The organism is Salmonella sp. SAL04162, from assembly GCF_046551535.1.
GTDB classification, from domain to species: Bacteria; Pseudomonadota; Gammaproteobacteria; order Enterobacterales; family Enterobacteriaceae; genus Salmonella; species Salmonella enterica.
In genome coordinates this window covers 113,021-127,981 of the sequence record NZ_JBGDVX010000003.1, presented here as the reverse complement: position 1 = coordinate 127,981, position 14,961 = coordinate 113,021, and the positions used below count along the sequence as shown (strand labels likewise).

Below are 14,961 nucleotides of genomic sequence, written 5' to 3'. Positions count from 1 at the left end.
GTGATGGCAGAAACCAAAAAAAAACAAAAATGTAATATTAATATTGCTAAAATTACGGAAAAAACGGTGATAAAGCTTAAAGTGGTAATAACCATGAAATTCAGGTGGTTATTGTTTTGATATAGGGGAAGTAGGTTGCAATAACTGGAATGTTGTGAAGGTTTGTGACGTTTCGCCCCACAGGGTGGGGCGGGGAAGCGCTATTTCACGCGCGCCATAAAGTACGCATCAACGTACTCACCGTTGCGCAGGCCGTATTTCTTACCGGTGCCTTCGATTTCAAAGCCGTACTTCTTATACACCGCCACCGCGGGCTCGTTATCAACAAATACCGTTAACTCGATACGCTCGACGCGCAGCCAGTTGTCACACATGTCGATCATCGTGCGGATCAGCGCGCTGGCAATGCCGCGATTGTGCCACTGGGCATCCACGCAGATACCAAAATCGGCCACGTGGCTGCGGCGAGGACGTTGGGTGACCTGAATAGAAAGATGGCCAACGACAATATCGTCAATGCAGGCAACCAGTTGTTTAACCCCGGCTTGCTCGGTTAGCCGCGCCTGCCACATTTCGAGGGAAGGATGAGGAACCTGTAGCGTGTTGTGATACACCTCCGGCTGGGCGTGGATCTGACGAATGGCGTCGTAATCTTTCGGTTCAGCGTGGCGTATCACTATTTCACTCATTCCTTATCTCCTGCAGGGGTAATTGTGTATTTACACTCGCTGAGAAAGAAAATTCCGTCAACCGCATTTTTTTGCAAAAAGAAGTAGACAAGTGCGAATGAGAATGATTATTATTGCCTTGCGTTCAGGGGAACCCCTACGGAGAACCTGAAAGCACGACATTGCTCACATTGCTTCCAGTATTACTTTAGCCAGCTTTTGCTGGCTTTTTTTTGGGTTTTGTTTCAGCCTGGCTTACTTGTCATTTTGTCCCCGGGAAGTGCTCGTGCTCCTCACGTACATTTAGTACGCTCCGGGCCCTGCGCGCTTGCCGTGAACAAACTGACCGCGACGCCGACGGCCGATCTTGAGGCATCTGCTTTTGTAGGCCCGAAAAGTCTTCTCCGCCACCGTCAAAGAATCCAACATTCAGTCTCCTCACGCTTTGCGCTATGGTGTAAACAATCATCTTCAAAAGGATCGTCTCATGACCTTACACTGCGCATTTATTGGATTCGGCAAAAGTACCACCCGTTACCATCTCCCCTATGTTCTGAATCGGAAAGATACCTGGCATGTCGCGCATATTTTCCGTCGTCACGCTAAACCGGAAGAGCAGGCGCCGCAGTATTCACATATTCACTTCACAAGCGATCTGGATGAGGTGTTGGGCGATCCGCAGGTAAAACTGGTGATCGTCTGTACGCATGCTGACAGCCATTTCGAATACGCCAAACGCGCGCTGGAAGCGGGTAAAAATGTGCTGGTTGAGAAACCTTTCACGCCGACGCTGGCGCAGGCAAAAGTGTTGTTCGACCTGGCGCGAAGCAAAGGACTGACCGTTACGCCGTATCAGAATCGGCGTTTTGATTCCTGTTTTCTCACGGCTAAAAAAGCGATTGAGAGCGGGAAACTGGGCAAGATTGTCGAAGTTGAAAGCCATTTTGACTACTACCGACCCGTGGCGGAAACCAAACCGGGCCTGCCGCAGGATGGCGCTTTCTACGGACTTGGCGTCCATACCATGGATCAAATTATTTCGCTATTTGGCCGCCCGGATCATGTCGCGTATGACATTCGTAGCCTGCGTAATAAAGCGAATCCGGATGACACCTTTGAAGCGCAACTATTTTATGGCGATTTGAAGGCTATCGTTAAAACCAGCCACCTGGTGAAAATTGATTACCCGAAATTTATCGTGCATGGGACTAAAGGTTCGTTTGTGAAGTACGGTATCGATCAACAAGAAACCAGCCTGAAAGCGAACATTATGCCCGGTGAACCCGGTTTCGCCGCTGACGAATCCGTCGGCGTGCTGGAATATGTTAACGATGACGGTGTTACGGTGAAAGAAGAGGTGAAACCGGAAACGGGTGACTATGGTCGTGTTTATGATGCGCTGTACCAGACGTTGACCGTCGGTACGCCTAATTACGTCAAGGAATCTGAAGTTCTGACCAATCTGGAAATCCTCGAACGTGCTTTCGAACAGGCATCGCCTGCGACGATAACCCTCGCTAAATAGCCCTTACAGACTCCTCTGCGCTTATTCATATTTTTTGAACAGAGGAGTCAATTTTCACCCTCTATGATCCCGGACGGAATGAGTCCACACTTATTCCATCGAAAACATCTGGGGGTGAACACAATGATCTACTTACGCAAAGCAAACGACCGCGGTCATGCGAATCATGGCTGGCTTGACTCCTGGCATACCTTTTCTTTTGCCGATTATTACGATCCGAACTTTATGGGGTTCTCGGCGCTGCGTGTGATTAACGACGATGTGATCGACGCAGGCCAGGGGTTCGGCACGCATCCGCATAAAGACATGGAAATTTTGACCTATGTGCTGGAAGGCGCAGTAGAACACCAGGACAGTATGGGCAATAAAGAACAGGTTCCGGCAGGTGAATTCCAGATTATGAGCGCCGGGACCGGCGTTCGCCACTCCGAGTACAACCCGAGCAAAACGGATCGTCTGCGGCTGTATCAGATCTGGATCATTCCGCAAGAAACCGGCATCACGCCGCGCTACGAACAGCGTCGCTTCGACGCCGCGCAGGGCAAGCAACTGGTGCTTTCGCCAGATGCTCGCGATGGTTCGCTGAAGGTCCACCAGGATATGGAGCTGTACCGCTGGGCGCTGCTCAAAGATGAGCAGTCGGTGCATCAGATTGCCGCTGAGCGCCGCGTCTGGATCCAGGTGGTAAAAGGTAACGTGACCATTAACGGCACCAAAGCGACGACCAGCGACGGCCTGGCGATTTGGGATGAGCAGGCAATCTCGATTCATGCCGACAGCGACAGTGAAGTGTTGCTGTTTGACTTGCCGCCAGTTTAACGTGCTGTAACCTTTTGTAGGCCGGATAAGACGCGAAAGCGTTGCCATCCGGCTTTTCATCGTTTGTCATTAATTCCGCACGTCCGTGGTAAACTGGGCAAATCTATCCCTTTTATACCTTTCAGGACGATGAAAAAGAAAAGACCCGTACTTCAGGATGTGGCCGACCGTGTGGGCGTGACCAAAATGACGGTCAGCCGTTTTTTGCGTAATCCGGAGCAGGTCTCCGTCGCGCTGCGGGGTAAAATTGCGGCTGCGCTTGATGAGCTCGGGTACATTCCTAATCGCGCGCCTGACATTCTTTCCAACGCCACCAGCCGCGCCATTGGCGTTCTGCTGCCGTCTTTAACCAACCAGGTCTTTGCGGAAGTGTTACGCGGCATTGAGGCTGTCACCGACGCGCATGGTTATCAAACCATGCTGGCGCACTACGGCTATAAACCGGAGATGGAGCAGGAGCGCCTGGAATCGATGCTCTCCTGGAATATCGACGGCCTGATCCTCACTGAGCGTACTCATACGCCGCGCACCTTAAAAATGATCGAAGTCGCCGGGATTCCGGTGGTGGAACTGATGGACAGCCAGTCGCCGTGTCTCGATATTGCCGTCGGTTTTGACAACTTCGAGGCCGCCCGTCAGATGACCGCCGCGATTATCACGCGTGGTCATCGTCATATCGCCTATCTGGGGGCGCGCCTCGACGAACGTACTATCATCAAGCAGAAGGGTTATGAACAGGCGATGCGGGACGCAGGCCTGGTTCCTTACAGTGTGATGATGGAGCAATCTTCATCCTACTCTTCCGGTATCGAACTCATGCGCCAGGCGCGACGCGAATACCCACAGCTTGACGGTATTTTTTGCACCAACGATGACCTGGCGGTGGGGGCGGCCTTCGAATGCCAGCGCCTGGGGCTAAAAATCCCGGACGACATGGCGATCGCCGGGTTCCACGGTCATGACATCGGCCAGGTGATGGAACCGCGTCTGGCAAGCGTCCTGACGCCGCGCGAGCGAATGGGCAGCATTGGCGCGGAACGCCTGTTGGCCCGCATTCGCGGCGAAACGGTCACGCCGAAAATGTTAGATTTAGGTTTCACCTTGTCACCGGGCGGATCTATTTAGTCTGACAACTTTGAAGTAGCTCACACTTATTCACTTTTGGCACGAATGGTCATTGCGTCGTGAATGGTGCGGTTGGACAATGTTACCGATAACAGTTACCCGTAACAAATTTTGCAACTTGTAGAGTGGGGGCCCGCTTTGAGCACGACTAATCATGATCACCACGTTTACGTTCTGATGGGCGTATCAGGCAGCGGTAAATCCGCTGTCGCAAGCGCCGTGGCGCATCAGCTTCATGCCGCGTTTCTGGACGGCGATTTTCTGCATCCGCGCTGCAATATTGAAAAAATGGCTTCCGGCGAGCCGTTGAATGATGATGACCGCAAACCGTGGTTACAGGCGCTGAACGACGCCGCTTTCGCGATGCAGCGTACCAATAAAATCTCGCTGATTGTCTGTTCCGCATTGAAAAAACATTATCGTGACCTGCTGCGCGAGGGAAACCCGAACCTCTCTTTTATCTATCTGAAAGGTGATTTCGACGTCATTGAAAGCCGTCTGAAAGCGCGCAAAGGTCATTTCTTCAAAACCCAGATGCTGGTGACGCAGTTTGAAACGCTGCAAGAGCCGGGTGCCGACGAACGCGATGTTCTGGTGGTGGATATCGACCAGCCGCTGGAAGACGTCGTGGCGAGCACCATTGAGGTCATCAATAAAGGCAGTACGCTGTGAGTACATTAACACTGGTTTTAACCGCCGTCGGTTCCGTCTTACTGCTGCTGTTTCTCGTGATGAAGGCGCGTATGCACGCCTTCGTCGCGTTAATGGTCGTCTCGATGGGCGCGGGGCTTTTTTCAGGGATGCCGCTTGATAAAATCGCCGCGACCATGGAAAAAGGGATGGGCGGCACGCTGGGATTCCTGGCGATTGTGGTCGCGCTGGGGGCGATGTTTGGCAAGATTCTGCATGAAACCGGCGCGGTCGATCAGATAGCCGTGAAAATGCTTAAATCCTTTGGCCATAACCGCGCGCACTATGCGATTGGCCTGGCCGGCTTGATTTGCGCGCTCCCGCTGTTCTTTGAAGTGGCGATTGTGCTGCTGATAAGCGTGGCGTTCTCAATGGCGCGTCATACCGGCACAAACCTGGTGAAGCTGGTCATTCCGCTGTTTGCGGGCGTGGCGGCAGCCGCGGCGTTTTTGTTGCCTGGGCCTGCGCCGATGCTGCTGGCTTCCCAGATGCATGCTGATTTCGGCTGGATGATCCTGATTGGGCTGTGCGCCGCCATCCCTGGCATGATTATTGCCGGGCCGCTGTGGGGGAATTTTATCAGCCGTTACGTTGAGCTGCGTATTCCTGACGACATTACCGAGCCGCATCTGGGCGAAGGCAAAATGCCTTCTTTCGGCTTCAGCCTGTCGCTGATCCTGCTGCCGTTGGTGCTGGTAGGACTGAAAACGATCGCCGCGCGTTTTGTGCCGGAAGGTTCCACCGCTTACGAATGGTTTGAGTTTATCGGCCACCCCTTCACTGCGATTCTGGTCGCTTGTCTGGTAGCGATTTACGGCCTGGCGATGCGTCAGGGGATGCCGAAAGACAAAGTGATGGAAATCTGCGGCCACGCGTTGCAACCGGCGGGCATTATTCTGCTGGTGATTGGCGCAGGCGGGGTGTTCAAACAGGTACTGGTTGACTCCGGCGTCGGCCCGGCGCTGGGCGAAGCGTTAACCGGCATGGGGCTGCCGATTGCCATTACCTGCTTTGTGCTGGCGGCGGCGGTGCGCATCATTCAGGGTTCCGCGACCGTGGCGTGTTTAACCGCGGTCGGTCTGGTGATGCCGGTCATTGAGCAACTGAATTTCTCCGGCGCGCAGATGGCGGCGCTCTCTATCTGTATCGCCGGCGGTTCAATTGTGGTTTCTCATGTTAACGACGCCGGCTTCTGGCTGTTCGGTAAATTTACCGGCGCGACCGAAGCGCAGACGCTGAAGACCTGGACGATGATGGAAACTATCCTCGGCACGGTCGGCGCGATTGTCGGAATGATTGCTTTCCAACTGCTGAGCTGAGTCTTGTTGCCCGGTGGCGCTGTGCTTACCGGGCCTGGAAACGGGCACATATCGACACCGTAAGCCGGGTAAGGCGTAATCGCTACCCGGTTTTTTTATTGAGGTGTGCATGGCAATCGTCCAACGACATTTTGCCTCGCCATGTTTCAGTACGCGCATAAAAGCAGGCAAATTTCTACGCTGATCCATAATTAGGATCAATAAAACAGCGACGGAAATGATTCCCTTCCTAACGCAAATTCCCTGATAATCGCCACTGGACTTTCTGCTTGCGCGGTAAGGCAGGATAAGTCGCATTACTGATGGCTTCGCTATCATTGATTAATTTCACTTGCGACTTTGGCTGCTTTTTGTATGGTGAAGGATGCGCCACAGGATACTGGCGCGCATACACAGCACATCTCTTTGCAGGAAAAAAACGCTATGAAAAATGTTGGTTTTATCGGCTGGCGCGGAATGGTCGGCTCTGTTCTCATGCAACGCATGGTAGAGGAGCGCGATTTCGACGCTATTCGCCCTGTTTTCTTTTCTACCTCCCAGTTTGGACAGGCGGCGCCCACCTTCGGCGACACCTCCACCGGTACGCTACAGGACGCTTTTGATCTGGATGCGCTAAAAGCGCTCGATATCATCGTGACCTGCCAGGGCGGCGATTATACCAACGAAATTTATCCAAAGCTGCGCGAAAGCGGATGGCAGGGTTACTGGATTGATGCAGCTTCTACGCTGCGCATGAAAGATGATGCCATTATTATTCTCGACCCGGTCAACCAGGACGTGATTACCGACGGCCTGAACAATGGCGTGAAGACCTTTGTGGGCGGTAACTGTACCGTTAGCCTGATGTTGATGTCGCTGGGCGGTCTCTTTGCCCATAATCTCGTTGACTGGGTATCCGTCGCGACCTATCAGGCCGCCTCCGGCGGCGGCGCGCGCCATATGCGCGAGCTGTTAACCCAAATGGGTCAGTTGTATGGCCATGTCGCCGATGAACTGGCGACGCCGTCTTCCGCAATTCTTGATATTGAACGCAAAGTTACGGCATTGACCCGCAGCGGCGAGCTGCCGGTTGATAACTTTGGCGTACCGCTGGCGGGAAGCCTGATCCCCTGGATCGACAAACAGCTCGATAACGGCCAAAGCCGCGAAGAGTGGAAAGGCCAGGCGGAAACCAACAAGATTCTCAATACCGCCTCTGTAATTCCGGTTGATGGTTTGTGCGTGCGCGTCGGCGCGCTGCGCTGTCACAGCCAGGCGTTCACCATTAAGCTGAAAAAAGAGGTATCCATTCCGACGGTGGAAGAACTGCTGGCGGCACATAATCCGTGGGCGAAAGTGGTGCCGAACGATCGTGATATCACTATGCGCGAATTAACCCCGGCGGCGGTGACCGGCACGTTGACTACGCCGGTTGGTCGTCTGCGTAAGCTGAACATGGGGCCAGAGTTCTTGTCGGCGTTTACCGTAGGCGACCAGTTGTTATGGGGCGCCGCCGAGCCGCTGCGTCGAATGCTGCGCCAGTTGGCGTAGTAGCTATTGCAGCGCTTATCGGGCCTGCGTGTGGTTCTGTAGGCCGGATAAGGCGCGTCAGCGCCGCCATCCAGCAATATCCGCCAGATAAGGTGTAGTCGGCAAGCAGACGTCAGATTGATATGTAGGGTGCATCGTCACCCTTTTTTTTGCGTAATACAGGAGTAAACGCAGATGTTTCATTTTTATCAGGAGTTAAGCAGAGCATTGGCTATTCTTTAAGGGTAGCTTAATCCCACGGGTATTAAGCCTAACCTGAAGGTAGGACGACGCAGATAGGATGCACAGTGTGCTGCGCCGTTCAGGTCAAAGAAGTGTCACTACCTGATGTTGAATTCAGTGAGATGGAGTGACGCCACAAAACAGGATGACAAACCATGTCCAGTCGTATCGATAGAGACGTGATTAATGCGCTAATTGCAGGACATTTTGCGGACCCTTTTTCCGTACTCGGAATGCACCAGACCCAAGCCGGACTAGAAGTCCGCGCCCTATTACCTGACGCCACCGACGTATGGGTGATTGAACCCAAAACCGGACGTAAAGTCGGCAAACTGGAATGTCTCGACGCTCGCGGTTTTTTCTGCGGCGTTTTACCCCGACGTAAAAATTTCTTTCGCTATCAGCTCGCCGTGACCTGGCACGGACAGCAGAACCTCATCGACGATCCTTACCGTTTTGGTCCATTAATACAGGAAATGGATGTCTGGCTATTGTCGGAAGGCACCCACCTGCGTCCTTATGAAACGCTGGGCGCGCACGCCGATACGATGGATGGCGTCACCGGCACCCGTTTCTCCGTCTGGGCGCCTAATGCTCGTCGCGTTTCGGTTGTCGGGCAATTCAACTATTGGGATGGGCGTCGCCACCCGATGCGTCTGCGCAAAGAGAGCGGTATTTGGGAGCTGTTTATCCCCGGCGCGCATAATGGACAACTGTATAAATTCGAGCTGCTTGATGCGAATGGTAATCTGCGCATTAAAGCCGATCCCTATGCTTTTGAGGCGCAGATGCGTCCGGAAACGGCGTCGATGATTTGCGGACTGCCGGAGAAAGTGACGCCAAGCGAAGAACGACAAAAAGCCAATCAGTTTGATGCGCCGATCTCGATTTATGAGGTGCATTTAGGTTCATGGCGCCGCCATACGGATAACAATTTCTGGCTGAGCTATCGTGAGCTGGCGGATCAGCTTGTGCCTTACGCCAAATGGATGGGCTTTACGCACCTTGAACTCTTGCCGGTCAACGAACATCCGTTTGACGGCAGTTGGGGCTACCAGCCGACCGGCCTCTACGCGCCGACCCGCCGCTTTGGTACGCGGGACGACTTCCGCTATTTCATCAATGCGGCCCATGCGGCGGGCCTTAACGTCATTCTCGACTGGGTGCCGGGCCATTTCCCGTCCGATGAATTTAGCCTCGCGGAGTTTGACGGCACCCACCTCTATGAGCACAGCGACCCGCGCGAGGGCTATCACCAGGACTGGAATACGCTGATCTACAACTATGGTCGTCGTGAAGTCAGTAATTATCTGGTGGGTAACGCCCTGTACTGGATGGAGCGTTTTGGGATTGATGCGCTGCGTGTCGATGCGGTGGCCTCTATGATCTACCGCGACTACAGCCGCAAAGAGGGCGAGTGGATACCGAACGAGTTCGGCGGTCGTGAAAACCTGGAAGCCATTGAGTTTCTGCGTAATACCAACCGCATTATTGGCGAGCAGGTGCCCGGCGCGGTCAGCATGGCGGAAGAGTCGACAGACTTCTCTGGCGTGACGCGTCCACCGGAAACGGGCGGCCTGGGGTTCTGGTACAAGTGGAACCTGGGCTGGATGCACGACACGCTGGACTATATGAAGCTGGACCCAGTGTACCGCCAGTATCATCACGACAAGCTGACCTTTGGTATGTTGTACAACCATACCGAAAACTTTGTTCTGCCGCTGTCGCACGATGAGGTGGTTCACGGCAAGAAATCCATTCTCGATCGTATGCCGGGCGATGCGTGGCAAAAATTCGCCAACCTGCGCGCCTACTATGGCTGGATGTGGGCCTTTCCCGGCAAGAAACTGCTGTTTATGGGGAATGAGTTTGCCCAGGGACGCGAGTGGAACCATGACGCCAGCCTCGACTGGCACCTGCTGGAGGGGGGCGATAACTGGCACCACGGGGTTCAGCGTCTGGTACGCGATCTCAACCACACCTATCGCCACCATAAAGCGTTGCATGAGCTGGATTTCGATGCTTACGGCTTTGAGTGGTTGGTGGTCGATGACAATGAACGCTCGGTACTGATTTTTGTACGCCGTGATAAAGCCGGTAACGAGATCATCGTCGCCAGCAACTTTACGCCCGTTCCTCGCCACGACTACCGCTTTGGCATCAACCAGCCGGGACGCTGGCGTGAAATTCTCAATACTGATTCGATGCATTATCACGGTAGCAACACCGGCAACGGCGGCGTGGTGCACAGCGATGAGATCGAAAGCCATGGCCGTCAGCACTCTCTTAGCCTGACGTTACCGCCGTTGGCGACGATCTGGCTGATGCGGGAGGGGGAATGACGCAGCTTGCGATCGGCGAAGCAACGCCGCATGGCGCAACGTATGACGGTCATGGCGTGAATTTCACGCTCTTTTCCGCCCATGCGGAGCGCGTAGAGCTGTGCGTTTTTGATTCCCGAGGGAATGAGCGCCGCTATGACCTGCCAGGACGTCGCGGCGATGTCTGGCATGGTTATCTGGCAGGCGCCAGGCCTGGTTTGCGCTATGGCTATCGCGTACATGGCCCGTGGCAGCCAGCGCAGGGGCATCGGTTTAATCCGGCGAAGTTACTGCTTGATCCTTATGCGCGCCGGGTCGAGGGCGAACTAAAAGATCATCCGCTGTTGCACGGCGGACACGATGAACCGGACTACCGCGATAACGCGGCGGTGGCGCCGAAAAGCGTGATAATCAGCGACCATTATGACTGGGAAGATGACGCCGCGCCGCGCACGCCGTGGGGAAAAACGGTCATCTATGAAGCGCATGTCAAAGGGCTTACCTACCTGCATCCGGAACTCCCCCAGGAGATACGCGGCACCTATAAAGCACTCGGTCATCCGGTCATGGTGGCGTACTTCAAACAGCTTGGCATTACGGCGCTGGAACTGTTGCCGGTGGCGCAGTTTGCCAGCGAGCCGCGCCTGCAACGTATGGGGCTGACCAATTATTGGGGTTATAACCCGATGGCGATGTTCGCGCTGCATCCCGCCTGGGCCAGTTCGCCCGAGACGGCGCTGGACGAGTTTCGCGACGCGGTGAAAGCGCTGCATCGCGCGGGGATTGAGGTCATTCTGGACATCGTATTAAACCATAGCGCCGAGCTGGATCTGGACGGTCCAACCTTCTCCCTGCGCGGAATTGATAACCGTAGCTATTATTGGATAAGGGACGATGGCGATTATCACAACTGGACGGGGTGCGGCAACACGCTCAATTTAAGCCATCCTGGCGTGGTGGAATACGCGTGCGAGTGTTTGCGCTATTGGGTGGAAACCTGTCATGTCGATGGTTTTCGTTTTGATTTGGCGTCCGTCATGGGGCGCACGCCGACGTTTCGCCAGGATGCGCCGCTGTTCGCCGCGATTAAAGCGTGTCCTGTGTTATCAACGGTCAAGCTGATTGCTGAACCGTGGGATATTGGCGAGGGCGGCTATCAGGTCGGGAATTTTCCGCCACCGTTTGCCGAGTGGAACGATCATTTTCGCGATGCGGCCCGCCGATTCTGGTTGCCGCGTAACCTGACGACCGGGGAGTTTGCCTGTCGTTTCGCCGCTTCCAGCGATGTGTTTAAACGCAATGGTCGCGCGCCCGGCGCCTCTGTCAATCTGCTCACGGCGCATGACGGTTTTACGCTCCGGGACTGCGTCTGTTTCAATCAGAAACACAATGAGGCGAACGGTGAGGAAAATCGCGACGGCACCAACAGCAATTACAGCGACAATCATGGTAAAGAAGGATTAGGCGGTCCGCTTGATTTAATGGAGCGGCGGCGCGACAGCATTCATGCCCTGCTGGCGACGCTACTGCTCTCTCAGGGAACGCCGATGCTGCTGGCAGGCGATGAACATGGCCATAGCCAGCACGGCAACAATAACGCCTACTGTCAGGATAATGCCTTAACCTGGCTGGACTGGCAGCAGGCAAACCGTGGGTTAACCACGTTTACCGCCGCGCTGATTCGTTTGCGTCAGCAGATACCGGCTTTAACCGGCAATAGCTGGTGGGAAGAAGGCGATGGCAACGTGCGTTGGCTGAATAAAAACGCGCAACCCTTGAGTGCGGATGAGTGGCAAAACGGGCCTAAGCTGATGCAAATTCTGTTGTCGGACCGTTTTCTGATTGCGATAAATGCCACGCTTGAGGTGACAGATATAGTTTTACCCGAAGGGGAATGGCGCGCCGTTCCCCCATTCGCTGGAGAGGATAATCCGGTGATAACGGCGGTCTGGCAGGGACCTGCGCATGGACTGTGTGTGTTCCAGAGAGGATAAAAAAGGAGTTAATCATGGTGAGTTTAGAGAAGAACGATCGTGTAATGTTGGCGCGCCAGCTGCCACTGAAATCTGTTGCCCTAATCCTGGCTGGTGGCCGCGGCACGCGTCTAAAAGATTTAACGAACAAACGCGCCAAACCAGCCGTCCACTTTGGTGGGAAGTTCCGCATCATCGATTTCGCCTTATCTAATTGTCTGAACTCCGGGATTCGCCGTATCGGCGTGATCACTCAGTATCAGTCCCACACGCTGGTGCAGCACATTCAGCGCGGCTGGTCACTGTTTAGCGAAGAGATGAACGAATTTGTCGATCTGCTGCCAGCTCAACAGCGTATGAAGGGCGAAAACTGGTATCGCGGCACGGCAGACGCGGTGACCCAGAACCTGGATATTATTCGTCGCTATAAAGCGGAATATGTCGTCATCCTGGCAGGCGATCATATCTATAAGCAGGACTACTCGCGTATGTTGATCGATCACGTTGAAAAGGGCGCGCGTTGCACGGTGGCCTGTATGCCGGTGCCGATCAAAGAAGCGACGGCGTTCGGCGTGATGGCGGTCGATGAAAGCGACAAGATTATTGATTTTGTCGAAAAACCGGCGAATCCCCCCGCAATGCCTGGTGACGCCAGCAAATCGCTGGCCAGTATGGGCATTTACGTTTTTGACGCCGATTACCTGTATGAATTGCTGGCGGCAGACGATAAAGATGACGCTTCCAGCCACGATTTCGGTAAAGACATTATCCCCAAAATCACCCGCGAAGGTATGGCTTACGCGCATCCTTTCCCGCTCTCCTGCGTGCAGTCCGATCCGCAAGCCGAACCGTACTGGCGCGATGTAGGTACGCTGGAAGCTTACTGGAAGGCGAACCTGGATTTAGCCTCGGTGACGCCGGAGCTGGATATGTATGACCAGAACTGGCCTATTCGTACGCATATGGAATCGCTACCGCCTGCGAAATTCGTGCAGGACCGCTCCGGTAGCCACGGTATGACGCTGAACTCGCTGGTCTCCGGCGGCTGCATTATCTCCGGTTCGGTGGTGGTGCAATCTGTGCTCTTCCCACGGGTGAGAATAAATTCTTTTTGTAATATTGATTCGGCAGTGTTGTTACCTGAGGTTTGGGTAGGACGCTCCTGCCGTTTACGTCGCTGTGTTATTGACCGTGCCTGTATTATCCCGGAAGGCATGGTGATTGGTGAAAATGCGGAAGAGGACGCTCGTCGTTTCTACCGTTCAGAAGAAGGTATTGTACTGGTCACGCGTGAAATGCTGCGCAAACTGCAGGTCAAACAGGAGCGATAATGCAGGTTTTACATGTATGTTCAGAGATGTTCCCCCTGCTGAAGACTGGGGGTCTGGCGGATGTGATAGGCGCGTTGCCTGCGGCACAAATTGCGGATGGTGTTGATGTTCGCGTTCTGCTTCCAGGGTTTCCCGATATCCGTCGGGGGATACCCGACGCGCATGTGGTGAGCCGCCGCGATACTTTCGCAGGTAAGATATCGCTGCTGTTCGGGCATTATAACGGCGTGGGCATTTATCTGATCGACGCGCCGCATCTGTACGAGCGTCCAGGCAGTCCCTATCACGATACGAATTTATATGCTTATACCGATAACGTGCTGCGCTTTGCCCTGTTAGGGTGGGTCGGCTGTGAAATGGCCTGCGGACTTGATCCATTCTGGCGCCCCGACGTGGTGCACGCCCATGACTGGCACGCCGGGCTGGCGCCCGCCTATCTGGCGGCGCGCGGGCGGCCGGCGAAATCGGTCTTTACCGTACACAACCTGGCCTATCAAGGCATGTTTTATGCAAAGCATATGGATGACATCGAACTGCCGTGGTCATTCTTTAATATGCATGGGCTGGAGTTCAACGGACAACTCTCCTTTTTGAAGGCCGGTTTGTACTATGCCGACCATATTACGGCGGTGAGCCCGACCTATGCGCGTGAAATTACTGAACCGCAGTTTGCTTATGGTATGGAAGGGCTGCTGCGCCAGCGTCATCTGGAAGGGCGCTTGTCCGGCATACTGAACGGCGTGGATGAGAAGATCTGGAACCCGGAATCCGATCTGCTGCTGGCGTCGCGCTACACGCGCGATACCCTGGAAGAGAAGGCGGAAAACAAACGTCAGCTACAAATTGCGATGGGGTTGAAGGTTAACGACAAAGTGCCGCTGTTCGCCGTGGTAAGCCGTCTGACCAACCAGAAAGGTCTGGATCTGGTGCTGGAGGCGTTACCGGGGCTGCTGGAGCAGGGCGGGCAGTTGGCGCTACTCGGCGCGGGCGATCCGGTGCTTCAGGAGGGGTTCCTCGCGGCGGCGGCGGAACACCCAGGGCAGGTTGGCGTACAGATCGGCTATCACGAAGCTTTCTCGCATCGCATTATGGGCGGCGCGGACGTCATTCTGGTGCCCAGTCGTTTCGAACCGTGCGGCTTAACGCAGTTATATGGCTTAAAGTATGGCACGCTGCCTCTGGTGCGGCGTACCGGGGGGTTGGCCGATACGGTCTCCGACAGTTCGCTGGAAAATCTGGCGGACGGTATCGCCAGCGGTTTTGTCTTCGAAGACAGTAACGCCTGGTCGTTGCTACGCGCGATTCGGCGTGCTTTTGTGTTGTGGTCACGGCCTTCGCTTTGGCGGTTTGTACAACGGCAGGCGATGGCGATGGATTTTAGCTGGCAAGTTGCCGCGAAATCATACCGCGAGCTGTACTATCGCTTGAAATAGTCATC

11 protein-coding genes and 1 pseudogene are annotated in these 14,961 nt (G+C 54.5%); 10 read left to right on the top strand and 2 right to left on the bottom strand.

Annotation, left to right across the window (positions count from 1 at the left end):
* Positions 1 to 200 precede the first annotated feature (200 nt).
* A complete protein-coding gene (gene yhhY, locus ACLJRH_RS07515) occupies positions 201 to 689 on the bottom strand; it encodes an N-acetyltransferase (RefSeq protein ID WP_023136531.1) in 489 nt (162 codons plus the stop codon).
* Positions 690 to 1,155: 466 nt separating this feature from the next.
* Between yhhY and ACLJRH_RS07510 the strand changes: the two genes are divergently transcribed.
* From ACLJRH_RS07510 to gntU, 5 genes are all read left to right on the top strand, one after another.
* Positions 1,156 to 2,193, top strand: a complete 1,038-nt coding sequence (locus ACLJRH_RS07510) for an oxidoreductase (RefSeq protein WP_000172401.1) — start codon at positions 1,156 to 1,158, stop codon at positions 2,191 to 2,193.
* Positions 2,194 to 2,316: 123 nt separating this feature from the next.
* Positions 2,317 to 3,012 (top strand): pirin family protein, encoded by a 696-nt coding sequence (locus tag ACLJRH_RS07505; protein ID WP_000639789.1) that lies wholly within the window; start codon positions 2,317 to 2,319, stop codon positions 3,010 to 3,012.
* Positions 3,013 to 3,141: 129 nt separating this feature from the next.
* Entirely contained in the window at positions 3,142 to 4,137 is a 996-nt protein-coding gene (gene gntR, locus ACLJRH_RS07500; protein WP_023136530.1) for a gluconate operon transcriptional repressor GntR, read from the top strand.
* Between the two features lie 138 nt (positions 4,138 to 4,275).
* Positions 4,276 to 4,809, top strand: coding sequence for a gluconokinase (gene gntK, locus ACLJRH_RS07495; RefSeq protein ID WP_000108340.1), 534 nt, complete (start codon positions 4,276 to 4,278; stop codon positions 4,807 to 4,809).
* The gene (gntU, locus tag ACLJRH_RS07490) at positions 4,806 to 6,146 is read left to right on the top strand and encodes a gluconate transporter (protein WP_000105950.1); all 1,341 of its coding nucleotides are present in this window, start codon (positions 4,806 to 4,808) and stop codon (positions 6,144 to 6,146) included. The genes gntK and gntU overlap by 4 nt, the downstream gene beginning before the upstream one ends.
* Here the strand turns inward: gntU and ACLJRH_RS07485 are convergent.
* A pseudogene (locus ACLJRH_RS07485) lies at positions 6,069 to 6,443 on the bottom strand (MarC family protein); the annotation flags it as partial. The gene gntU and the pseudogene ACLJRH_RS07485 overlap by 78 nt on opposite strands.
* 126 nt (positions 6,444 to 6,569) lie before the next feature.
* Between ACLJRH_RS07485 and asd the strand changes: the two are divergent.
* The 5 genes from asd (at position 6,570) to glgA (ending at position 14,956) form a co-directional block, all read left to right on the top strand.
* Positions 6,570 to 7,676 (top strand): aspartate-semialdehyde dehydrogenase, encoded by a 1,107-nt coding sequence (gene asd, locus ACLJRH_RS07480; RefSeq protein WP_000799940.1) that lies wholly within the window; start codon positions 6,570 to 6,572, stop codon positions 7,674 to 7,676.
* Between the two features lie 377 nt (positions 7,677 to 8,053).
* Positions 8,054 to 10,240: a 1,4-alpha-glucan branching enzyme gene (glgB, locus tag ACLJRH_RS07475; protein ID WP_000098558.1), complete on the top strand. Its 2,187-nt coding sequence runs from the start codon at positions 8,054 to 8,056 to the stop codon at positions 10,238 to 10,240.
* Entirely contained in the window at positions 10,237 to 12,213 is a 1,977-nt protein-coding gene (gene glgX / locus ACLJRH_RS07470) for a glycogen debranching protein GlgX (RefSeq protein ID WP_017441607.1), read from the top strand. Before glgB ends, glgX begins: the two co-directional genes overlap by 4 nt.
* Positions 12,214 to 12,227: 14 nt before the next feature.
* Positions 12,228 to 13,523, top strand: a complete 1,296-nt coding sequence (gene glgC / locus ACLJRH_RS07465; protein ID WP_000253995.1) for a glucose-1-phosphate adenylyltransferase — start codon at positions 12,228 to 12,230, stop codon at positions 13,521 to 13,523.
* Entirely contained in the window at positions 13,523 to 14,956 is a 1,434-nt protein-coding gene (gene glgA / locus ACLJRH_RS07460; RefSeq protein ID WP_001197669.1) for a glycogen synthase GlgA, read from the top strand. Before glgC ends, glgA begins: the two co-directional genes overlap by 1 nt.
* The last annotated feature ends 5 nt before the right edge of the window (positions 14,957 to 14,961 follow it).